Source organism: Salmonella sp. 32020114201800008SM, assembly GCF_017572025.1.
Lineage (GTDB): Bacteria > Pseudomonadota > Gammaproteobacteria > Enterobacterales > Enterobacteriaceae > Salmonella > Salmonella enterica.
This window is the reverse complement of record NZ_JAGEQM010000001.1, coordinates 124,199-147,168: the sequence shown is the minus strand read 5'-3', so window position 1 is coordinate 147,168 and position 22,970 is coordinate 124,199. Positions and strand designations below refer to the sequence as shown.

22 protein-coding genes are annotated in these 22,970 nt (G+C 53.5%); 3 read left to right on the top strand and 19 right to left on the bottom strand.

What is annotated here, in order from left to right; all coding sequences use genetic code 11:
• Positions 1-7: 7 nt before the first annotated feature.
• Together J4613_RS00750 and hinT are read right to left on the bottom strand one after the other, a co-directional pair.
• Entirely contained in the window at positions 8-382 is a 375-nt protein-coding gene (locus J4613_RS00750; RefSeq protein ID WP_000589563.1) for a YcfL family protein, read from the bottom strand.
• A 2-nt stretch (positions 383-384) separates the two neighbouring features.
• Positions 385-744 (bottom strand): purine nucleoside phosphoramidase, encoded by a 360-nt coding sequence (gene hinT / locus J4613_RS00745; RefSeq protein WP_001532068.1) that lies wholly within the window; start codon positions 742-744, stop codon positions 385-387.
• A 341-nt stretch (positions 745-1,085) separates the two neighbouring features.
• Between hinT and fhuE the strand changes: the two genes are divergently transcribed.
• Entirely contained in the window at positions 1,086-3,260 is a 2,175-nt protein-coding gene (gene fhuE, locus J4613_RS00740) for a ferric-rhodotorulic acid/ferric-coprogen receptor FhuE (RefSeq protein WP_111742382.1), read from the top strand.
• Between the two features lie 85 nt (positions 3,261-3,345).
• Here fhuE and ptsG read toward each other — a convergent pair whose 3' ends face one another.
• The 14 genes from ptsG to yceD form a co-directional block, all read right to left on the bottom strand.
• Positions 3,346-4,779 carry a PTS glucose transporter subunit IIBC gene (gene ptsG / locus J4613_RS00735; RefSeq protein WP_000475705.1) on the bottom strand — a complete coding sequence of 478 codons (1,434 nt, stop codon included), beginning with the start codon at positions 4,777-4,779 and terminating at the stop codon, positions 3,346-3,348.
• A 294-nt stretch (positions 4,780-5,073) separates the two neighbouring features.
• Complete coding sequence (locus tag J4613_RS00730) at positions 5,074-5,871, bottom strand: metal-dependent hydrolase (RefSeq protein WP_000480277.1); 798 nt, start codon at positions 5,869-5,871, stop codon at positions 5,074-5,076.
• A 10-nt stretch (positions 5,872-5,881) separates the two neighbouring features.
• Complete coding sequence (gene holB, locus J4613_RS00725; RefSeq protein WP_080081022.1) at positions 5,882-6,886, bottom strand: DNA polymerase III subunit delta'; 1,005 nt, start codon at positions 6,884-6,886, stop codon at positions 5,882-5,884.
• On the bottom strand, positions 6,883-7,524 hold the full coding sequence (tmk, locus tag J4613_RS00720; protein ID WP_000535396.1) for a dTMP kinase: 642 nt from the start codon (positions 7,522-7,524) through the stop codon (positions 6,883-6,885). The genes holB and tmk overlap by 4 nt, the downstream gene beginning before the upstream one ends.
• The gene (gene yceG / locus J4613_RS00715; RefSeq protein WP_000736459.1) at positions 7,514-8,536 is read right to left on the bottom strand and encodes a cell division protein YceG; all 1,023 of its coding nucleotides are present in this window, start codon (positions 8,534-8,536) and stop codon (positions 7,514-7,516) included. Before yceG ends, tmk begins: the two co-directional genes overlap by 11 nt.
• Before the next feature lie 2 nt (positions 8,537-8,538).
• Positions 8,539-9,348, bottom strand: coding sequence for an aminodeoxychorismate lyase (gene pabC / locus J4613_RS00710; protein ID WP_000478660.1), 810 nt, complete (start codon positions 9,346-9,348; stop codon positions 8,539-8,541).
• 123 nt (positions 9,349-9,471) lie between these two features.
• The gene (gene fabF / locus J4613_RS00705) at positions 9,472-10,713 is read right to left on the bottom strand and encodes a beta-ketoacyl-ACP synthase II (RefSeq protein WP_000044664.1); all 1,242 of its coding nucleotides are present in this window, start codon (positions 10,711-10,713) and stop codon (positions 9,472-9,474) included.
• Between the two features lie 85 nt (positions 10,714-10,798).
• On the bottom strand, positions 10,799-11,035 hold the full coding sequence (acpP, locus tag J4613_RS00700) for an acyl carrier protein (RefSeq protein WP_000103754.1): 237 nt from the start codon (positions 11,033-11,035) through the stop codon (positions 10,799-10,801).
• Positions 11,036-11,190: 155 nt separating this feature from the next.
• The gene (gene fabG, locus J4613_RS00695; RefSeq protein ID WP_000007236.1) at positions 11,191-11,925 is read right to left on the bottom strand and encodes a 3-oxoacyl-ACP reductase FabG; all 735 of its coding nucleotides are present in this window, start codon (positions 11,923-11,925) and stop codon (positions 11,191-11,193) included.
• Positions 11,926-11,937: 12 nt separating this feature from the next.
• Entirely contained in the window at positions 11,938-12,867 is a 930-nt protein-coding gene (fabD, locus tag J4613_RS00690; RefSeq protein ID WP_000191343.1) for an ACP S-malonyltransferase, read from the bottom strand.
• A gap of 15 nt (positions 12,868-12,882) precedes the next feature.
• The gene (fabH, locus tag J4613_RS00685) at positions 12,883-13,836 is read right to left on the bottom strand and encodes a beta-ketoacyl-ACP synthase III (protein ID WP_000288148.1); all 954 of its coding nucleotides are present in this window, start codon (positions 13,834-13,836) and stop codon (positions 12,883-12,885) included.
• A 79-nt stretch (positions 13,837-13,915) separates the two neighbouring features.
• Positions 13,916-14,995 (bottom strand): phosphate acyltransferase PlsX, encoded by a 1,080-nt coding sequence (plsX, locus tag J4613_RS00680; protein WP_001518286.1) that lies wholly within the window; start codon positions 14,993-14,995, stop codon positions 13,916-13,918.
• 133 nt (positions 14,996-15,128) lie between these two features.
• Complete coding sequence (gene rpmF, locus J4613_RS00675; RefSeq protein WP_000290727.1) at positions 15,129-15,302, bottom strand: 50S ribosomal protein L32; 174 nt, start codon at positions 15,300-15,302, stop codon at positions 15,129-15,131.
• A gap of 51 nt (positions 15,303-15,353) precedes the next feature.
• Positions 15,354-15,875: a 23S rRNA accumulation protein YceD gene (gene yceD, locus J4613_RS00670; RefSeq protein WP_001174492.1), complete on the bottom strand. Its 522-nt coding sequence runs from the start codon at positions 15,873-15,875 to the stop codon at positions 15,354-15,356.
• Between the two features lie 197 nt (positions 15,876-16,072).
• Between yceD and J4613_RS00665 the strand changes: the two genes are divergently transcribed.
• Positions 16,073-16,657 (top strand): nucleoside triphosphate pyrophosphatase, encoded by a 585-nt coding sequence (locus J4613_RS00665; RefSeq protein WP_001137605.1) that lies wholly within the window; start codon positions 16,073-16,075, stop codon positions 16,655-16,657.
• A gap of 71 nt (positions 16,658-16,728) precedes the next feature.
• Here J4613_RS00665 and J4613_RS00660 read toward each other — a convergent pair whose 3' ends face one another.
• From J4613_RS00660 to rluC, 3 genes are all read right to left on the bottom strand, one after another.
• Positions 16,729-16,953, bottom strand: a complete 225-nt coding sequence (locus J4613_RS00660; protein ID WP_000528423.1) for a hypothetical protein — start codon at positions 16,951-16,953, stop codon at positions 16,729-16,731.
• A gap of 205 nt (positions 16,954-17,158) precedes the next feature.
• Positions 17,159-17,902, bottom strand: a complete 744-nt coding sequence (locus J4613_RS00655) for a DUF3053 domain-containing protein (protein ID WP_080083309.1) — start codon at positions 17,900-17,902, stop codon at positions 17,159-17,161.
• Between the two features lie 155 nt (positions 17,903-18,057).
• The gene (gene rluC, locus J4613_RS00650) at positions 18,058-19,017 is read right to left on the bottom strand and encodes a 23S rRNA pseudouridine(955/2504/2580) synthase RluC (protein ID WP_000846316.1); all 960 of its coding nucleotides are present in this window, start codon (positions 19,015-19,017) and stop codon (positions 18,058-18,060) included.
• Positions 19,018-19,590: 573 nt separating this feature from the next.
• Between rluC and rne the strand changes: the two genes are divergently transcribed.
• Positions 19,591-22,794 carry a ribonuclease E gene (rne, locus tag J4613_RS00645; RefSeq protein ID WP_023993490.1) on the top strand — a complete coding sequence of 1,068 codons (3,204 nt, stop codon included), beginning with the start codon at positions 19,591-19,593 and terminating at the stop codon, positions 22,792-22,794.
• The last annotated feature ends 176 nt before the right edge of the window (positions 22,795-22,970 follow it).

Below are 22,970 nucleotides of genomic sequence, written 5' to 3'. Positions count from 1 at the left end.
TCACTCCTCACAAATAAAGATAAAGCCTGACCTTATGCGCCCCCAGATAATTGGCGCTGCCAAATAGCGTTACCGACGAACGCGCGGGTATGGTTACGCTACGCGGCGCCTCCAGCGGATGCATCTCCAGCCCCCGCGCGTCATACCAGTAAAACCGATAATGAACGGTTATGGGCTCTTGCCTTTCGTTATAGACGCGGGAAGAGGCTGATGGCTGGATATCAGACGCCGTCAGTTCAGGCGGCTCTGCGGTGACGCCCGCCGCCAGAACCGTGGACTCCATCACCAGCGACTGCGCGTCGCTTACCGGAATTTCAGGGTGTGACCGGCAGCCGGTAAGCAGCAGCAAGCCCAGAGAAACCGCGATGCATCCTTTGATCATACTTACAAGCCTTTATGCGCCAGCATCGGGCCTAGCGGGCGGCCGCCCAGTAGGTGCATATGGATATGATAAACCTCCTGGCCCCCATGACGGTTGGTATTCATGATTAAACGATACCCATCTTCGGCAATGCCTTCCTGTTCGGCGATTTTCGCCGCCACGGTGATCATCCGACCTAACGCCTGTTCATGTTCCGCCGTCACGTCATTGACGGTTGGGATCAGGATATTGGGAATAATCAAGATATGCGTCGGCGCCTGCGGTGAAATATCACGAAAGGCGGTGACCAGCTCATCCTGATAAACGATATCCGAAGGGATTTCACGACGAATAATTTTGCTGAATATAGTTTCTTCTGCCACGACGTTTTCCTTTTTCATAATAGCCCTTGCAGCGCACATGCTACGCCGAGCCATACTGCGAGTATAGAGTATGAGCGAGTTACCGACGCTCTTTCAACTTTAACCCACGATTTATTAAGCGAAAAATGACTACATGCTGGACTTACCGCCATATCCCCCTGCCATGACGCCTTTGTACGCTTAAAAAATATTTCTAGTTTCCCTGGTTATACCGTTTTACACATTTAATACAAATGCGTATATTTCTCATTTGCATTTTTATGCGCATTAACTAGCAAAGAATGAAAAGGTTCAACGTCATACGTCCTGGACTTACCCCAATAACAAGCAAGGATTTTCAGATGTCTTTCATTCAATACCGCCGGGACAAACACCTTCCGTCCACCGCCGCACCGTCGCTGTTAGCTATGGGTATGGCGATGGCATTTATGCCTGCCGCCTTCGCGGCTGAGGATACCGTTATTGTCGAAGGCGAGACGACCGCTGACGCCGTAAACCGTGAAGAACAGGATTACAGCGTGAAAACGACCGCAGCGGGCACCAAAATGCCGATGACTCAGCGCGATATCCCGCAGTCGGTCAGTATTGTCAGCCAGCAGCGTATGGAAGACCAGCAGTTGCAAACCCTGGGCGAGGTGATGACCAATACGCTGGGGATCAGCGGAAGCCAGGCTGACTCCGATCGCATCAGCTATTACTCGCGCGGGTTTGAAATTGACAACTATATGGTTGACGGTATTCCAACGTATTTTGAGTCCCGCTGGAATCTGGGCGATGCGCTAACGGATACCGCGCTGTATGAGCGCGTGGAGGTGGTTCGCGGCGCGAATGGGCTGATGACCGGAACCGGCAATCCTTCTGCCTCAATTAATATGATCCGTAAACACGCCACCAGTCGGGAGTTCAAAGGTAACGTCTCCACAGAATACGGTAGCTGGAATAAGCAGCGTTACGTCATGGATCTGCAAAGTCCGCTCACCGCAGACGGTAATGTCCGTGGGCGCATCGTGGCGGGTTATCAGAATAATGATTCCTGGCTGGACCGCTATAACAGTGAGAAAGCGTTCTTTTCCGGAATTGTCGATGCCGATCTGGGTACAACCACCAGCCTTTCAGCCGGTTATGAATATCAAAAAATTGATGTTAACAGCCCGACCTGGGGCGGTCTGCCGCGCTGGAACACCGATGGCAGCAAAAATAGCTATGACCGCGCGCGTAGTACCGCCCCGGACTGGGCTTATAACAATAAAGAGATAAATAAATTCTTCGTCACGCTTAAGCAGCGTTTTGCCGAAAGCTGGCAGGCGACCCTGAATGCGACCCATACTGAGGTCAAATTCGACAGTAAAATGATGTATATCGATGCGTTAGTCGATAAAGAGACAGGTACGCTGGTGAGTCCTTATGGCGCAAGCTACCCCGTGGTCGGCGGTACGGGCTGGAACAGCGGCAAGCGCAAAGTAGATGCCATAGATCTCTTTGCCGATGGCGCTTATGAGCTGTTTGGCCGTCAGCACAATATGATGTTTGGCGGCAGTTATAGTAAACAGAATAACCGCTATTTTAGCGCCTGGGCGAACGTCTTTCCGGACGACATTGGCAACTTCAGCGCCTTTAACGGTAATTTCCCCCAAACCCACTGGGCGCCACAAAATCTGGCGCAGGACGATACCACGCATATGAAATCGCTGTATGCCGCTACGCGCATTTCGCTGGCCGACCCGCTGCATCTGATTCTCGGCGCTCGTTATACCAACTGGCGTGTTGATACACTGACCTACAGCATGGAGAAAAACCATACCACGCCGTATGCCGGGCTGATTTATGATATCAACGACAACTGGTCCGCTTATGCCAGTTATACCTCTATCTTTCAGCCGCAGAATAAACGCGACAAAGCGGGTCAATATCTGGCTCCGATTACCGGTAATAACTATGAAGCGGGCCTGAAGTCCGACTGGATGAACAGTCGCCTCACCACCACGTTGTCCGTGTTCCGCATTGAGCAGGATAACGTCGCTCAGGCAACCACTATTCCCATCCCTGGCAGTAATGGGGAGTTTGCCTGGAAGTCTACTGACGGAACGGTGAGCAAAGGCGTCGAATTTGAAGTGAACGGCGCAATTACCGATAACTGGCAGATGACTTTCGGGGCTACCCGGTATGTTGCCGAGGACAATGAAGGTAACGCCGTGAACCCTAATCTCCCGCGCACCAGCGTGAAGTTATTCACCCGCTATCGTCTGCCAGCGATACCGGAGCTGACGGTCGGCGGCGGCGTGAACTGGCAGAATCGGGTTTACAAAGATACCACGACGCCGTACGGCACTTTCCGCGCCGAACAGGGCAGCTATGCGCTGGTCGATCTGTTTACCCGTTATCAGGTGACGAAAAATTTCTCCGTACAGGGAAACATCAACAACCTGTTCGATAAAACCTACGACACCAATATTGATGGTTCCATTGTTTACGGCGCGCCGCGTAACGTCAGCCTCACCGCCAATTATCAGTTCTGACAGACTGTCGGAGAGCGGCATGTAAAGCGCCATTAAAAAAAGGCAGCCGAATGGCTGCCTTAATTCTCCCCAACATCATTACTGCTTAGCTGTTACGGATGTACTCATCCATTTCCGTTTTCAGGTTATCGGATTTCGTACCGAAAATAGCCTGAACGCCGGAGCCCGCGACGACAACGCCTGCCGCGCCCAGTTTCTTCAGGCCAGCCTGATCCACTTTCGCTACATCGGCTACGCTCACGCGCAGACGCGTGATACAGGCATCCAGGTTAGTGATGTTCTCTTTACCGCCAAACGCCGCAACCAAAGCCGGCGCCATTTCGCTGGTCGCGCCCGCTTTTGCGTCATCAGTAGTGTCTTCACGACCCGGCGTTTTCAGATCCAGCGCTTTGATCAACACACGGAACACGGTGTAGTACACAATCGCATAACCGGCACCAACAATCGGGAACAGCCACAATTTGCTGCTGTTACCGGACAGCACGATAAAGTCGATCAGACCGTGGGAGAACGACGTACCGTCACGCATCCCCAGCAGGATACAGATCGGGAATGCCAGACCTGCCAGAATCGCGTGAATGATGTACAGGATCGGCGCCACGAACATGAAGGAGAACTCGATAGGCTCGGTAATACCCGTCAAAAACGAGGTCAGCGCGGCGGAAATCATGATACCGCCCACTTTTGCGCGGTTTTCCGGTTTAGCAGAGTGCCAGATAGCAATGGCCGCAGCCGGCAGACCGTACATTTTGAACAGGAAGCCGCCAGACAACATACCCGCCGTCGGGTCGCCCGCCATATAGCGCGGAATGTCGCCGTGGAATACCTGACCCGCTGCGTTGGTGTATTCGCCGATCTGCATCTGGAAAGGAACGTTCCAGATATGATGCAGACCAAACGGCACCAGGCAACGCTCGATAAAACCGTAAATACCAAACGCGACAACCGGATTCTGATAAGCCGCCCACTGCGAGAACGCCTGGATAGCCGTACCGATTGGCGGCCATACGAAAGACAGCACCACACCGGTAAAAATAGCGGCCAGACCCGAAATGATCGGCACGAAGCGTTTGCCCGCAAAGAAGCCCAGATACTCAGGCAGTTTGATACGGTAGAAGCGGTTAAACATATACGCTGCGATCGCACCGGAGATAATCCCCCCGAGAACACCCGTATCAGCAAGGTGTTTAGCGGCGATCTCTTCAGCAGGTAAATGCAGAACCAGCGGCGCAACCACAGCCATGGTTTTCACCATGATGCCATACGCTACTACCGCCGCCAGAGCCGAAACGCCGTCGTTGTTGGTAAAGCCCAACGCCACGCCGATAGCGAAAATCAGCGGCATATTGGCAAAAACAGATCCGCCCGCTTCTGCCATAACGTGCGATACAACGGCTGGCAGCCAGCTGAAGTTAGCGGAACCGACACCCAGCAGGATACCTGCGATAGGGAGTACGGATACCGGCAGCATCAGCGATTTACCGACCTTTTGCAGGTTAGCAAATGCATTCTTAAACATAATTGAGAGTGCTCCTGAGTATTTGTGCTTTTCTACGTTCTCACGCATTGGCGAGGGGGGAGAACCCCGCCGTGGACAGGACATCTAAGTGCCCTTTTATTTATTACACAGAGTAAAATAAATACGTCTGATTTTGTTTGACGGCTATCACGTTTCAGCGCCAGATAGCCTAAAAAGTATCACATTCTGCCAAAATGAGTTTCCGAATGTTTCCATAAGCTCGCTCACCGCCCCTTTTGTGGCGGTGAACTTTACGCGCTTTGCTTATTAATTACGAGCTTTAAAAAAACTCGTTTAACGGATTGATGACAGGCGAGACGCGTCAATATGGAACAGGCGAGCAAAGTTATCGGTGGTGATCTGCGCCAGTTCTTCAACGGCAACTCCTTTCAATACCGCCATATATTCTGCGACGTCGCGTACCATCGCAGGCTGGTTCTCTTTACCGCGATGCGGCACCGGCGCCAGATAAGGAGAATCGGTCTCGACTAACAACCGATCCAGCGGCACATAGCGCGCCGCATCACGCAACTGTTCAGCGTTACGGAACGTTACGATGCCGGAAAAAGAGATATAAAACCCCAGATCCAACAATTTGCCGGCCGTTTCTCTGTCTTCTGTAAAACAGTGTAGTACGCCGCCGCAATCCGTCACTTTTTCTTCGCGCAGGATAGCCAGCGTATCGGCACGCGCGTCGCGAGTATGGACAATCACCGGTTTATGCAATTCGCGGCCAATCTGGATATGATGAATAAAAGACGCCTGCTGGCGGATTTTGGTCTCAGGCGTGTAAAAGTAATCAAGCCCGGTCTCGCCCATCGCCACCACATCGTCTTCTGCAGCAAGGAGGCGCAGTTCTTCTACGTCATATGCTTCATCCTGATTTAACGGATGCACGCCGCAGGAAAAGACCACATTATCGCGCTTGCCCACCAGCTTGCGCATATGGCGATACCCCGGCAGCGTCGTCGCCACCGCTAAACAGAACTTCACATCGCGCGCGGCGGCTTTCGCCAGCACATCGTCCACGTCCTTATGCAAAGATTGATAATCCAGACCATCAAGATGGCAGTGTGAGTCGACTAAAAACATAATGTCTCTCTCAAAGATGAGGAACAGGCAACAAGGTGCCTGGTTGCAGGTAATGCTCGATGCGGAGAATGAGATCGGTTAATACCAGTTCGCGGTTTAATCCGGTCACATGAAGTAATTGATCACGACAATGGCAAACATCGTTCAGGATTGCCTGAATACGCGCCGGGGATAGCGGCCCCGCCAGCGCGGCAACAACCGCGTCCGCATCAACGTTTGTCAGGTACGACGCGCCGTGCTGACGTTTCAGCGCGTCTACCAGCAGCGTCGCCAGCCAGTGCAGGCGCGCCGGGGCTTGCTCATGATTGAGCGCCGTTAATAACGCATACCAGTCGCCCGTATGCAAACTGTCCATTAACGCCTGACACAGCGCCTCACGCTGCGCCCAGCGTTCAGACTGCAACAGCGCCAGCGCGGCGCCGGGCGACCCCGCATTCAGACGTAGCGCCGTGAGCAATGCTTCTTGTGACGCCGTCACTTCTCGCGACAGCCATGACATCGCATACGATTCGGACGGCGGCGCCAGATGATGCAGCCGGCAGCGGCTGCGTAATGTCGCCAACAGACGAGCAGGCTCCGGGCTGGCAAGGAAAAACCAGGTTTGCTCCGGCGGCTCTTCCAGCGTTTTGAGCAACGCATTGGCGGCGGCGTCGGTTAATAGCGCCGCATCCGCAATCCACACCACCTTCGCGCCGCCCAGACGGGAGTGCTCGTACAATTTCTCGCTGACCTCGCGTACCGCATCTACGCCGAGGCTGTTTTTGCCTTTATCCGGCGTCAGCGTGTAATAGTCCGGATGCGTGCCAGCCTGCATAAGCTGACAGCCACGGCAATGCCCACAGCTTTTGTGGCCCTCAGGCTGCTGGCATAACAGATAACGGCTCAGCGCATAGCACAGCGCCTCGTCGCCCATGCCAGGTAAGGCCTGAATCAGTAGCGCATGGTGCCCACGTCCCGCCTGGTAACTTTCTACCAGTTTTTCATAGGCGGGCCGTAACCATGGATACCATTTCATGCCGCTTGCTCCTGCACCCACTTCGTCACCGTGGCGCGAATGTCGCGCATGACGGCATCCAGCGGCTGGGTCGCGTCAATGGTGCGGATACGCGAGTCTTGCGCCGCCAGTTCCAGATAGCGCGCGCGAGTCCGGTTAAAGAAATCAAAAGATTCCTGCTCAATGCGATCCAAATCGCCGCGCGCTCTGGCGCGTTTTAGCCCGACTTCCGGCGTGACATCCAGATACAGCGTCAGGTCAGGGCGAAAATCGCCCAGCACGGCATCGCGTAGTGTCGCCAGCATGGTTTGATCAATGCCGCGTCCTCCCCCCTGATACGCCTGGGTCGAGAGATCGTGGCGATCGCCGATCACCCATATGCCTTGCGCCAGCGCGGGTTTGATTACCGTTTCGACGAGCTGTACGCGAGCGGCATAAAACATCAGCACTTCCGCTTTATCGGTAATCACTTCGTCGCCTACCGATCGGATATCCAGCACCAGACTTCTTAGTTTTTCGGCAAGTTGCGTCCCGCCCGGCTCTCGGGTAAAAATCATATTACGAATACCCAGTTGCTCAAGGGTCTCCACCACCACGTCGCGCGCAGTGGTTTTTCCGGCGCCTTCCAGGCCCTCGATGACGATATAATTACTGCCCATTTTTTTCCTTAAGCACTTTCAGGTACTCCTGCACTGACCGATTATGGCTGGCAAGATTGGTGTTAAATGTGTGACCGCCTTTACCGTCGGCCACAAAATAGAGATACGGCGTTTTCGCCGGATGCGCCGCCGCCTGCAATGACGCTTCGCTGGGCGATGCAATCGGTCCTGGCGGCAGCCCGGTTATGGTATACGTGTTATAAGCCGTCGGCTTTTCCAGATCCGCACGCGACAAGTTACCATTATAACTCGTCCCCATTCCGTAAATCACGGTGGGATCGGTCTGAAGGCGCATACCGATTCTCAGGCGATTAATAAAGACTGAGGCCACCTGATCGCGTTCGCTGGCGACAGCCGTTTCTTTTTCAATAATCGAGGCCATTGTCACCAGTTGGTTCTGATCTTTATAAGGCAGCCCCTCGGCCCGACCTTTCCAGACAGTATCGACAGCTTTCACCATCTTTTGATGCGCTCGCTTGAGAATAGCGACATCGCTGGTGTTGGCGGTATACATCCAGGTATCAGGCCAGAACCACCCTTCTACCCACTCCGGGTGCGCAAGCTTTAATGCCTGAGCGACAGTGGCATAGTCATCATCCGGCAATGTATGGCGAATATACGGCGCCTCTCGTAGCTGTTTCAGGTAATCGCTAAGGCGCATCCCTTCCACAAACCGCAACGGGAATTGCGCTTCTTTGCCGCTCTCCAGCAACTCAAGCATCTCCCGTACGGTCATCCCCGGCGTAAAACGGTAAGTTCCTGCTTTAAAGTGCGATAACTCAGGCTCCACGCGCAGCAGCCACTGAAATACCCGGGGGCGATTAATGATTTTTTCATCATAAAGCTGGTCGCCAAGCGCCAGCCGCCCCGTTCCCGCCTTGAGCGTAAAGATAGTCTCGTTTTTAATAAGTAACGTGCTGTTCGCCAGATGGCGAACTTTCCACATCCCCACGCCCGCGGCAATACCCAGCACAACCAACAGCAGAAGGAAAACGCCTGACAATTTTTTCATAACTAATTCGGATGCTCACAAAATGGGGCTAAAAATTGAAACAGTGTTCGCGAAGAATACGACGTCCCGTGATAGGCGCGTATGGGAATAATCGGCATTAGCGCGTTGCAAATGATAATCTCATCCGCCTGCCTGACTGCCTCCTCTCTCGCCTGTACTTCAAGAACCTGGAAAGGAGATTGCGCCAGTTGGCGTAAACAAAATTGTCGCATAATGCCGTTCACCCCGGCCTGATCCAGACGCGGCGTAAAAACAATGTCGCCTGTACGCCAGAACAAATTAGCCGCACAGCATTCCGTAACCCATCCCTCGCTGTCAAGAACCAGCGCCTCATCGGCGTCCGTCTGCTCAAGATGAGAGCGAATCAACACCTGTTCGAGGCGGTTCAGATGTTTTAATCCGGCAAGATAAGGATTGCGCCCAAGCGGTATGGGACTAAGGGTAAGAGTGATGCCTTGCTTACGCCACTGCGAATAATAAGCGGGATAAGCAGAAACGGAGAGGATTCGGGTAGCTGCCTGACAATTCATGGCGCTGTATCCCCGGCCGCCGCTACCACGGCTAATGATCACTTTCAACACGCCTGAATCATGCCCTGTGGCCAACATTGTCATCTCTTGCCGAAGGGTCGACCAATGGCTAAAAGCGATCCGTAATTTTTCACAGGCAACCTGCAAGCGCTGAAGATGCGCTTCCAGATGGCAAATGTTGCCATCAACAATACGTGCGGTCGTAAAACTGCCATCGCCGAACTGCGTCGCCCGGTCGCTTACAGCAAGTTGATCCTGCGCATGGCCATTAATTAAAAACATAGTGGCTCCTTATCCGTCGCCTGCTAGTGTGGCAGGATGAATAACGCAGAACAAGAGGTGATATGCCTGATAAAAAAGGCCCGACAAGCGGACCTTTTTATTAATGTCTGTCTCTGGCTTAACTTAGATCTTTTTAAAGATCAAGGAACCGTTAGTTCCGCCAAAACCAAAGGAGTTACACAGAGCGTACTCCAGATCGCTGACCTGGCGCGCTTCATGCGGCACGAAGTCCAGATCGCAACCTTCATCCGGGTTATCCAGATTAATGGTTGGCGGAATGGCCTGATCGCGTAGCGCCAGAATAGAGAAAATAGACTCTACTGCGCCTGCGGCGCCCAACAGATGGCCGGTCATCGATTTGGTCGAGCTCACCATCACTCGGCTTGCGGCATCGCCAAAGACTGACTTAACCGCCTGCGTCTCAGCTTTGTCGCCGGCAGGCGTCGACGTACCGTGCGCGTTGACGTAGCCAATCTGAGCAGGCTCAATCGCGGCATCACGCAACGCGTTAACCATCGCCAGCGCAGCGCCTGCGCCATTTTCCGGCGGCGACGTCATATGGTAAGCATCGCTGCTCATACCAAAGCCGACGATTTCAGCATAGATTTTCGCACCACGCGCTTTTGCATGTTCGTACTCTTCAAGCACCAACATACCGGCACCGTCGCCCAGTACAAAACCATCGCGTTCTTTATCCCACGGACGGCTCGCCGCCTGTGGGTTATCGTTGCGGGTCGACAGCGCGCGCGCTGCGCCAAAACCGCCTACGCCCAGCGGCGTACTGGCTTTTTCTGCGCCACCTGCCACCATCGCGTCCGCATCACCATAGGCGATGATACGCGCGGCATGGCCGATGTTATGCACGCCTGAAGTACAGGCAGTCGCAATAGAGATGCTTGGCCCACGCAGGCCATACATGATAGTCAGATGGCCTGCTACCATGTTAACAATCGTCGACGGGACAAAGAACGGGCTAATCTTACGCGGTCCGCCTTTTACCAGCGAACTGTGGTTTTCTTCGATCAGACCGAGACCACCGATACCGGAGCCGATAGCGGCGCCAATACGGCTTGCGTTCTCTTCCGTCACTTCAAGGCCAGAATCCTGCATGGCCTGTACGCCAGCGACAATTCCATATTGAATGAAGGCATCCATCTTGCGCTGTTCTTTGCGCGAGATAATGTCATCACAGTTAAAATCCTTTACTAAGCCAGCAAATTTCGTTGCATAGGCGCTAGTATCGAAATGGTCGATCAGGCTGATGCCACTCTGACCGGCAAGGAGAGCTTTCCAGGTAGACTCTACGGTATTGCCGACAGGAGACAACATGCCCAGTCCGGTCACAACTACACGACGCTTAGACACGGTTGTCCTCCAGGGAGGGAAAATGATTCTAGTGGGACAAAAAGATAAAACTCAGGCGGTCGAACGACCGCCTGGAGATGTTCACTTACGCCTGGTGGCCGTTGATGTAATCAATGGCAGCCTGAACGGTGGTGATTTTCTCAGCTTCTTCGTCCGGAATCTCAGTATCAAACTCTTCTTCCAGAGCCATTACCAGCTCAACGGTGTCAAGAGAATCTGCGCCCAGGTCTTCAACGAAAGAAGCATTGTTGGTTACTTCTTCCTGCTTAACGCCCAGCTGTTCGCCGATAATTTTCTTAACGCGTTCTTCGATAGTGCTCATACTCTTAAATTTCCTATCAAAACTCGCTTTCGCGATGGTTTTCGTAGTGTATAAAATGTTGAAAAATTTGCAACTAAATCCCGGCAGGTCTTACCACGATTTTACGTTATTTTGCGGCCTTTCGCCCTAATAACGCAAATATTTTTCAATCGTGATTAAACCATGTACATTCCGCCGTTGACGTGCAGAGTCTCACCAGTGATGTAACTCGCTTCGTCAGAGGCTAAAAATGCAACCGCACTGGCGATTTCCTGAGCGCCGCCGAGGCGACCCGCAGGCACCTGCGCCAGGATACCCGCACGCTGATCGTCAGACAGCGCACGCGTCATGTCCGTTTCAATAAAACCCGGAGCCACAACATTGACAGTAATACCACGGGACGCAACTTCACGCGCCAGTGATTTACTGAAACCGATCAGGCCCGCTTTCGCCGCAGCGTAGTTTGCCTGACCTGCATTTCCCATGGTACCAACCACAGAACCAATAGTGATAATGCGACCACAACGCTTTTTCATCATAGCGCGCATTACCGCTTTTGACAGGCGGAAAACGGATGATAAGTTGGTTTCGATAATATCGTTCCACTCATCATCTTTCATTCGCATCAACAGATTATCACGAGTGATACCGGCATTATTAACCAGGATATCCACTTCACCAAATTCTGCGCGAATATTTTCCAGAACAGATTCAATAGATGCAGGATCGGTCACATTCAACATCAAACCTTTCCCGTTAGCACCTAAATAGTCGCTAATGTTCTTCGCACCATTTTCACTGGTCGCAGTCCCGATAACTTTCGCGCCGCGGGCAACGAGAGTCTCTGCAATTGCGCGGCCTATGCCACGGCTTGCACCAGTCACCAGCGCAATCTTTCCTTCAAAGCTCATGGTTTTCCTCTTTTATTGCGTAAGTGCCGCAGACAGCGCCGCCGGCTCGTTCAGCGCCGACGCTGTCAGGGTGTCGACAATACGTTTCGTCAGACCAGTGAGGACTTTACCTGGACCCACTTCATAAAGATGTTCAACGCCCTGCGCCGCGATAAATTCCACGCTCTTCGTCCACTGTACCGGATTGTACAACTGGCGAACCAGCGCATCGCGGATAGCGGCGGCATCGGTTTCACATTTCACGTCAACGTTGTTCACTACCGGCACCGTTGGCGCGCTAAAGGTAATTTTGGCTAATTCAACCGCCAGCTTATCTGCCGCTGGTTTCATCAGCGCGCAGTGCGACGGTACGCTCACCGGCAGCGGCAGCGCGCGTTTCGCGCCAGCGGCTTTACAGGCTGCGCCCGCGCGTTCTACCGCCTCTTTATGCCCGGCGATAACCACCTGTCCCGGCGAGTTAAAGTTAACCGGCGAAACAACCTGCCCTTCGGCAGATTCTTCACAGGCTTTAGCAATAGAGGCATCATCCAGACCGATGATCGCAGACATGCCGCCAGTACCTTCCGGAACCGCTTCCTGCATGAATTTACCACGCATTTCCACCAGACGAACGGCATCAGCAAAGTTGATGACGCCAGCGCAAACCAGCGCGGAATATTCGCCCAGGCTGTGACCTGCCATTAACGCAGGCATTTTACCGCCCTGCTGCTGCCAAACGCGCCAAAGCGCGACGGAAGCGGTTAATAGCGCCGGCTGCGTCTGCCAGGTTTTATTCAGTTCTTCCGCTGGACCTTGCTGGGTGAGCGCCCACAGATCATATCCCAGAGCCGCAGAAGCTTCAGCAAACGTTTCTTCTACGATAGGGTAATTTGCCGCCATCTCGGCCAACATCCCAACGCTCTGAGAACCCTGACCGGGGAACACAAATGCAAATTGCGTCATGTTTAAATCCTTATACTAGAAACGAATCAGCGCGGAGCCCCAGGTGAATCCACCCCCGAAGGCTTCAAGCAATACCAGCTGACCGGCTTTAATTCGCCCGTCACGCACGGCTTCATCCAGCGCGCACGGCACAGAAGCCGCGGAGGTATTGCCGTGCCTGTCCAGCGTGACGACGACATTGTCCATCGACATGCCGAGTTTTTTCGCTGTCGCGCTAATGATACGCAGGTTAGCCTGATGCGGCACCAGCCAATCGAGTTCTGAGCGATCCAGGTTATTAGCCGCCAGCGTCTCATCGACAATATGCGCCAGTTCAGTGACCGCCACTTTAAAGACTTCATTGCCCGCCATTGTCAGGTAAATCGGGTTATCCGGATTTACGCGATCGGCATTCGGCAGGGTCAGTAATTCACCGTAACGGCCATCGGCATGAAGATGAGTGGAGATAATACCCGGTTCTTCAGAAGCGCTCAGTACGGCCGCGCCTGCGCCATCGCCGAAAATAATGATCGTACCGCGATCGCCAGGATCGCAAGTGCGGGCTAATACATCGGAACCGACCACCAGCGCGTGTTTAACCGCGCCGGATTTAACGTACTGGTCGGCGATGCTTAACGCGTAGGTGAAACCTGCGCACGCTGCCGCGACATCAAACGCCGGGCAACCTTTAATACCGAGCATACTTTGAATCTGACATGCCGCGCTTGGAAATGCATGCGTTGCTGATGTGGTAGCCACCACAATCAAGCCAATTTGGTCTTTATCGATCCCCGCCATCTCAATCGCGCGATTCGCAGCGGTAAAGCCCATCGTCGCGACAGTTTCATTCGGCGCGGCGATATGGCGTTCACGAATACCTGTACGAGTGACAATCCACTCGTCAGAGGTCTCAACCATTTTTTCCAGATCGGCGTTAGTCCGCACTTGTTCGGGCAGATAGCTGCCAGTACCAATAATCTTCGTATACATGTACGCTCAGTCACTTTTCGGTTATATACCGTTACCTGTAAACGTCTGGCACGCTGGCGGCGCCGGGGAGACAGCGATATTATCTGTGCGCCCGCAGGTTTACGCCTTTGCCATCGTCCAGCGGTTCAAATCCGGCTGGGTATACAGATTCCAGGCGAGCGGCAATTCGCTGAGGAACTTGTCGCTGCACCGCCTGCACTGCCTGTTCAATCGCGACTGCAAATGCTCGCTGATTGGCCGCACCATGACTTTTTATCACCGTGCCGCGCAATCCTAACAGACAGGCGCCATTATACTGGTCGGGGTTGAGGTGACTGAATCGCCTCGTCAGGCTTTTTTGTAACCAACGTTTTAATAACAGCAGCCACCACGACCGTTTTTTCCCCTCGCCCTGTGATTTCAGCAGTGAAAGGAACATTCTGACAACCCCCTCCATCGTTTTAAGTGTGACATTGCCTGTAAAGCCGTCACACACCAGTACATCGGTTTTTCCCGTCAGTAACTCATTCGCCTCAAGGTAGCCGATGTAATTGATGGTTGGGACTGTTTTTAACATTAAAGAGGCTTCGCGAATACTGTCGAGGCCTTTGGTTTCTTCTTCCCCGATATTGAGTAGCGCCACGCGGGGATTTTTGATCCCGACGACCTCTTCCGCCAAAACGGCGCCCATCACGGCAAACTGCACCAGCATGGTACTGTCGCAATCGACGTTGGCACCCAAATCAAGCACTACCGTTTTGCCCTTTTGCTGGTGCGGTAATACCGTCACCAACGCCGGACGCTCAATCCCCTCAAGAGGCTTGAGCAATAATTTCGCCAGCCCCATCAGCGCCCCGGTATTACCGGCGCTAACGCAAGCTTCGGCTCGGCCTTCTTTCACAAGCTCCAGGGCCACACGCATGGATGTCCCGCGACTGGCGCGGATCGCCTGCGAAGGCCGGGCATCACTGGCAATAACTGACTGTGCAGGGATAATCTGCAGACGCGAACGTTGTTCAAAGTCAGCTTTGGCAAGTAATGGCGTGATAATATCGGGATTCCCGACTAAAAGAAGAGTGAGCTGCGAATTAGCGTTCAGTGCCTGCAATGCTGCAGGCACCGTCACGGAAGGACCAAAATCGCCCCCCATGACATCTAACGCCAGGGTTAGACGTGTCAAGGTATCGTCGCTGCCTGGTTCGGTGTTCTCCGCTTACGCGGAGAAATCCTCACTAAGCTTTATCACGCTTGTACTCTTCGGCTTTTACACCACAGGCACGCCTGTGATGCAAAAGGCATCGAGTATCGCGCGATTACTTAGCGATGACCTTACGACCGCGGTAGTAACCGTCGGCAGTGATGTGGTGACGCAGGTGTTTTTCACCAGAAGTTTTGTCTACAGACAGGCTGGTGACTGCGGTCAGAGCGTCATGGGAACGACGCATGCCACGTTTGGAACGGGTTGGTTTATTCTGTTGTACGGCCATGGACCTTACTCCTCAATTACGGTTTATCCCTGCGTCCGCGGGGAAGACCTATTACTTACGCTTTAAGCTGGCTAATACGGCAAATGGGTTTGGCTTTTGCGCTTCATCAGGCAGTTCGCCAAAGACCATGTCCGCCTCGGACACTTCACAGTGTTCAGAATCATGCACCGGAACTACCGGCAAGGCGAGGATGATTTCATCTTCAACCGTCGCCAGCAGATCGATTTCGCCGAATTCGTTTACCTCAATCGGCTCATACGCTTCCGGCAGTGCTTCAGCCTGCTCGTCGGAACGGACAGGGCTAAAACAATACGTTGTGTGAACCTGATGGGTAAACGGTTTCCCGCAACGCTGGCATTCGAGCGACACCGTAACGACCGCATCGCCGGTTAAAACGGCGAGACGCTGGTTATCGATAGCGAACGACATGGAGCATTCCACATCACTGTCCACACTGACTACAGATTCGGCAACGCGCTCAACCTGATCGGGGGTATAGATACCCTGGTAATCAAGGCGTTTTTGAGCGGTACGAACCGGATCAAGAGTCAGGGGTAATTTTACCTTTTGCATAGGGCGCGCATATTAACTTCGTAACGTCATATAGTCAAAGAAAAAGGCAGCCTGCGGTTGCCTTTTGCCAATAATTCGCACACATTGCGGGTTACAGACTTATTTTCGCTCAAGACGAGTCAGTATGACAGGCTTGAAGACCGAAGAGCATAGTTTAAGATGGCTCTCATCATTACGCTATATCTGAGGGAAAAAATATGCCCCGTCTCATCCTTGCGTCTACCTCTCCCTGGCGTCGCGCGCTGCTGGAAAAGCTGACGATTCCTTTCGAATGCGCCGCGCCGGATGTTGATGAAACCCCCATGCCGGGCGAAGCGCCGCGTCAGTTGGTGCTGCGGCTGGCGCAGGCGAAGGCGCAATCGCTCGCCGCGCGTTTCCCGAATCATTTGATTATTGGCTCCGACCAAATTTGTGTTCTGGACGGCGAAATCACCGGCAAACCGCTGACGGAAGAAAAAGCGCGTCAGCAATTAGCCAAAGCCAGCGGAAATATTGTGACGTTTTATACCGGACTGGCACTGTATAACTCCGCCTCCGGGCACTTACAAACCGAAGTGGAGCCTTTTGACGTTCATTTTCGCCATTTAAGCGAAGCGGAAATAGACGACTATGTCCGTAAAGAGCATCCGCTGCACTGCGCGGGAAGTTTTAAAAGCGAAGGTTTAGGCATTGCATTATTTGAGCGCTTAGAGGGCCGCGATCCGAACACGCTGATCGGCTTGCCGCTTATTGCCCTGTGCCAGATGCTGCGACGGGAGGGCTTCAACCCGCTACAGCAGTAAACGGCCTACTCTGTAGGCTTTTCAAATACCCCTAAAAGCCGTTTCTGCACGTGTTGGTAGCTATCTCCCGTTTATTGGGGAGCAGTTTCGACCGCTTCCAGTTCTAACCAACTGGAAAGCGCTTGTTGTGAACAATTTAGCGCCTGCCGATCTTCACTCTCTTCGTGCGGGCCCGTTTCCTGGTCAATCCATTCACCGACCAGAAAAAAAGCATTGGCATTACGAACCGATGTACGGTGCGTTTTATCCCATAGGGTATCAACAGCGGTATACGTGTGCGTTAATGAATTCCCCATCTCAGTTCAGTTTTGTAAAAACACATGTTCTCAATACTCGCCTGACGCGCTCTACGGCGTCAAAAACGGCTTACGAACTTATTCTCGCGAGCAACTCTCAGGACGTTTACTGTCCTGAAACCTTCCCCTTGCGACTCGTTAAATTCCATCTCGCGATGAGTTTACGCCCTCCCCCGAACATTGCTTCACCTCACGACACATTCCTTTAATTAACGCCGCCAGCATCAGCCGCATCTTGTTGACTATGTATAAATTCAACCATCTGCTGAGTAAGATGGTTTATATCATTCTGCGTAATGAAAAAATTAAATTTTTGATCCTGAAAGTGTTCTTTTGCTGCCAGGTCGGCAAAAACCGCTTTTCCATTCGTTTCAAAGCGGACTTTATTTCCCTGTTTTTGCAGAAACTCGCCCATTGCGACCAGTTGGTCGAGCCGCTTTCCGCGCAGAAAATAATAGCGAGTCATCGTCTCATCCAGCGGTGTTACGGTTTTATTCCACGCAGCGTCAAAGACAGGCTTCACATCAGAGGGGAGCTTTAAAGCAGAATATTTTTTTCTGTTTTCACTACTCACATTTTTCAACCGAAGGATAAATCGATTGTTTACGTCACGAGCCACACGTAGCTCGTTCAGGAAAACCAGATTATCACGCTCAGACTGAATAACACCGGTGATCTTATCCTCCTGGCCGGTCTCATACACCACAGCAAAGATTTGCCCGTAGGCAGCTAATAGTACATCGTAATCATCGGCGTAATGACCAAAAGCCTGACGTTGGGCTGGCGTCAACTCACAGACGCCCACCACGGGAGACGTAATGATTTGCGTATTCAAATACTCAACGAAAGCCCGTCGTGAACTATCGCCCTTCCCTTCGCAACCGGTCAGCATCGCGATCACGAGCGGCACGATAACGTATTTTCCCCAACGCTGAGTAAATGAGCGCATCCAGCTAGTATTGGCCATCTGTTCGTCCTTAAACACGCCGAAATCCGGATCGCAAGAATAAACAGTACACAACGGTAAAAATGCGTCGGATACAGCAAAACAAAAATATTATGAGAAAAGTGAGATTCGGGCAGATAACCTGCCCGAGAGAGGAACTATTTTGCGTTACGCAGCACCTGCAGACAGCGCTTCAGGGCGCTATCCATTGGCGCTTCAATGCGCATGACGTCGCCCGTTCCCGGATGCGTGAACTTCAGCGCCGCGGCGTGCAGAAAGAGACGTTTAAGACCGGTTCCCGCTTCGGTAAGCTGTTGATCAAACTCACGGTCGCCGTAGCGATCGTCGAACGCAATAGGGTGACCGGCATATTGGGTATGGACGCGAATCTGATGCGTACGGCCTGTGACCGGGCTACAGCGCACCAGCGTGGCGAAGGCATAGCGCTCTTCCACCTTGAAGCGCGTTTCTGACGGTTTACCTTCCTGGCTCACGCGGACAATGCGTTCGCCGCTTTGCAGAATGTTCTTTAATAATGGCGCCTGTACGGTTTTAACGTGCGATTGCCACTGGCCGCGCACCAGCGCCAGATAATCTTTCTGCATTCCCTTTTCGCGCAGTTGCTCATGCAGCGAACGCAGCGCGGAGCGTTTTTTCGCCACCAACAGCACGCCGGAGGTATCGCGGTCAAGACGATGCACCAGTTCCAGGAATCGCGCTTCCGGACGCAACGCCCGCAGCCCTTCGATGACGCCAAAACTTAACCCGCTCCCGCCGTGTACGGCGGTGCCGGAAGGCTTATTCAGCACCAGAATATGGTCGTCTTCATACAAAATGACGTCCGCCAACGCCGCCACTTTTTGCAAATGCGGCGACACGGCCTCTTCTTCGCGTTCAGCAACGCGAACCGGCGGAATGCGGACTTCATCGCCCGCTTCCAGTTTGTATTCCGGTTTAATGCGTTTTTTGTTCACCCGCACCTCGCCTTTACGCAAGATGCGATAAATCATACTTTTTGGTACCCCTTTCAGTTGGGTGCGCAAAAAGTTATCAATGCGTTGCCCCGCTTCGTCAGCGGCGATAGCAACAATTTTTACGGATGGCGTTTCTGTTTTCATGGGGGGCGATTCTAAATAGCCTGTGAGATTCGCGCCACACATTTTTCTATGCTTATAGAGACGTCTACGCCAGTGGATGAACATTTTTCACTGCGGTTTTGCTGGTTATTAAAGCGATTGGCTCACGCTGGTGAAAAAACTGTGAGTAAGCGGGTGATAAATGGTAAAAGTCATCTTGCTATAACAAGGTTAGCAGTGGAATAATGATGCGGTTTCCGCACCGAAACTTGTTAAAACAAAAAGTTTAGCGGAATAACCCATTTTGTCTGACCGATCATCAACGCAGCAATGGCGTAAGACGTATTGATTTTTCAGACAGTTAGCGGGCTGCGGGTTGCAGTCCTTACCGGTAGATAGGATCTTCTCTGGAGAGTAATGCCCAGGCTGCTTCCCTGATAATTGCGCTGTGTTTCCGTATGAAATACAGGCAACCGACACTCTGCGCCTCTTTGAGCTGACGATAACCGTGAGGTTGGCGACGCGAAATAGTCACGAGGCCATCGGTTCATGCCCGGTAAGGCGTCACCATGCCCGCAGCTTAGTCGTCAACGTAAGAATAATGAGTAAGTTACGATGAAAAGAATGTTAATCAACGCGACTCAGCAGGAAGAGTTGCGCGTCGCCCTTGTAGATGGGCAGCGTCTGTACGATCTGGATATAGAAAGCCCCGGACACGAGCAGAAAAAAGCGAACATCTATAAAGGCAAAATTACCCGTATTGAACCGAGCCTGGAAGCGGCTTTTGTTGATTACGGCGCAGAACGCCACGGTTTCCTCCCGTTAAAAGAAATTGCCCGCGAATATTTCCCCGCTAACTACAGCGCTCATGGTCGCCCGAACATTAAAGACGTGTTACGCGAAGGCCAGGAAGTCATTGTTCAAATCGATAAAGAAGAGCGCGGCAACAAAGGCGCGGCGTTAACCACCTTTATCAGTCTGGCGGGCAGCTACCTGGTACTGATGCCGAATAACCCGCGCGCGGGTGGTATTTCCCGTCGCATTGAAGGCGACGATCGTACCGAGTTAAAAGAAGCGTTGGCCAGCCTGGAACTTCCTGAAGGGATGGGGCTTATCGTGCGTACCGCGGGCGTGGGTAAATCCGCCGAAGCGTTGCAGTGGGATTTAAGCTTCCGCCTGAAACACTGGGAGGCCATTCAGAAAGCCGCTGAAAGCCGTCCCGCGCCGTTCCTGATCCATCAGGAAAGCAACGTCATCGTACGCGCGTTTCGCGACTATCTGCGTCAGGATATCGGTGAAATCCTGATCGACAATCCAAAAGTGATGGAAATGGCGCGTCAGCATATCGCCGCGTTGGGCCGCCCGGATTTTAGCAGCAAAATTAAGCTGTACACCGGTGAAATCCCGTTGTTCAGCCATTACCAGATCGAATCGCAGATCGAGTCAGCGTTCCAGCGTGAAGTGCGCCTGCCCTCCGGCGGCTCCATCGTCATTGACAGTACCGAAGCGTTAACCGCCATCGATATCAACTCCGCCCGCGCGACTCGCGGCGGCGATATCGAAGAAACCGCGTTCAACACCAATCTCGAAGCGGCCGACGAGATTGCCCGCCAGTTGCGTCTGCGCGACCTGGGCGGCCTGATCGTTATCGACTTTATCGATATGACGCCGGTACGTCACCAGCGCGCGGTAGAAAACCGCCTGCGTGAAGCGGTGCGTCAGGACCGGGCGCGTATTCAGATTAGCCATATTTCCCGCTTCGGCCTGCTCGAAATGTCGCGTCAGCGCCTGAGCCCGTCGCTGGGCGAATCCAGCCATCACGTGTGTCCGCGCTGTAGCGGTACCGGCACCGTGCGCGATAACGAATCTCTGTCGCTGTCCATTCTGCGCCTGATTGAAGAAGAAGCGCTGAAAGAGAATACGCAGGAAGTCCATGCCATTGTTCCGGTGCCGATCGCCTCTTATCTGCTTAACGAAAAACGGACGGCAGTTAACGCTATTGAGACGCGTCAGGATGGCGTCCGCTGTGTCATCGTCCCGAACGATCAGATGGAAACGCCGCACTATTCCGTGCTGCGCGTACGCAAAGGGGAAGAAACGCCGACCCTGAGCTACATGCTGCCGAAGCTGCACGAAGAAGCGATGGCGCTGCCTTCTGAAGAAGAGTACGCCGAGCGTAAACGCCCGGAACAGCCTGCGCTGGCGACATTCGCTATGCCAGATGTGCCTCCGGCGCCGACGCCTGTCGAACCGGCGGTTAGCGTCGCCACGGCGAAAAAGGATAATGTTGCCGCCGCGCAGCCTGCCCAGCCGGGTCTGTTTAGCCGCTTCCTTAACGCGCTGAAACAACTGTTCAGCGGTGAAGAAACGAAAGCCGTCGAAACAGCCGCGCCGAAAGCGGAAGAAAAAGCGGAGCGTCAGCAGGATCGTCGCAAGCCACGGCAGAACAACCGTCGCGATCGTAACGAACGCCGCGACACCCGTGATAACCGTGCCGGACGTGACGGCGGCGAGAGCCGCGACGATAATCGTCGTAACCGTCGCCAGGCGCAGCAGCAAAATGCGGAAACGCGCGATACCCGCCAGCAGGAAACGGCGGAAAAAGTGAAAACCGGCGATGAACAGCAACAGACGCCGCGTCGCGAACGCAGCCGCCGCCGCAATGATGACAAGCGCCAGGCGCAGCAGGAAGTAAAAGCGCTTAACCGCGAAGAACAACCTGTCCAGGAGACCGAGCAGGAAGAACGCGTTCAGCAGGTTCAGCCGCGCCGCAAGCAGCGCCAGCTTAATCAGAAAGTCCGCTTTACCAACAGCGCAGTGGTTGAAACGGTTGACACGCCGGTCGTCGTCGACGAACCACGCCCGGTTGAAAACGTTGAACAGCCCGTTCCAGCGCCGCGTACCGAGCTGGCGAAAGTTGATTTACCTGTCGTCGCCGATATCGCGCCGGAGCAGGATGATAGCGTAGAACCTCGCGATAATACCGGTATGCCGCGTCGCTCCCGCCGTTCTCCGCGCCACCTGCGCGTAAGCGGTCAGCGTCGCCGTCGCTATCGTGACGAGCGCTACCCGACACAATCGCCGATGCCGCTAACCGTCGCCTGCGCGTCGCCGGAAATGGCGTCCGGTAAAGTCTGGATCCGCTACCCGATTGTCCGTCCTCAGGAAACGCAGGTTGTTGAAGAGCAGCGTGAAGCAGATCTGGCGCTGCCACAACCGGTTGTCGCTGAACAGCAGGTTATCGCTGCGACCGTAGCGCTCGAACCACAAGCGTCGATACAGGCGGTAGAAAACGTTGCCGTTGAGCCGCAGACCGTCGCCGAACCACAGGCGCCGGAAGTCGTCGAGGTCGAGACAACGCATCCGGAAGTGATTGCCGCGCCGGTTGATGAACAGCCGCAACTGATTGCCGAAAGCGATACGCCGGTGGCGCAAGAGGTTATTGCTGACGCCGAACCGGTAGCAGAAACCGCCGACGCGTCCATTACGGTGGCTGAAAACGTGGCTGATGTTGTCGTTGTCGAGCCAGAAGAAGAGACAAAAGCGGAAGCGGCTGTTGTGGAGCATACGGCAGAAGAAACCGTTATCGCACCGGCCCAGGTGGTGGAAAAACCGCAGGACGTTGTCTGCGTTGACGATCATAACCACGCCAGCGCGCCGATGACGCGTGCGCCAGCGCCGGAATATGTGCCGGAAACCCCGCACCATAGCGACTGGCAGCGCCCTTCCTTCCACTTTGAAGGTAAAGGCGCAGCAGGCGGACACAGCGCCACACGTCACGCCAGCGCCCCGGCGACACGCCCACAGCCGGTAGAATGATGTAAATGCTGATACAAAGCCGACCGCCAGGTCGGCTTTTTTATGCCCCTTACAGGGCGATGCCTCACCCCATGGCGTCTTTTAGTCACTCCAGGCGTTTATGAGATCGGGCGGGATAATACGTACGGATGGCGTCGCTACGGGCGCGACAATATGACCACTAACTCAATGACGAC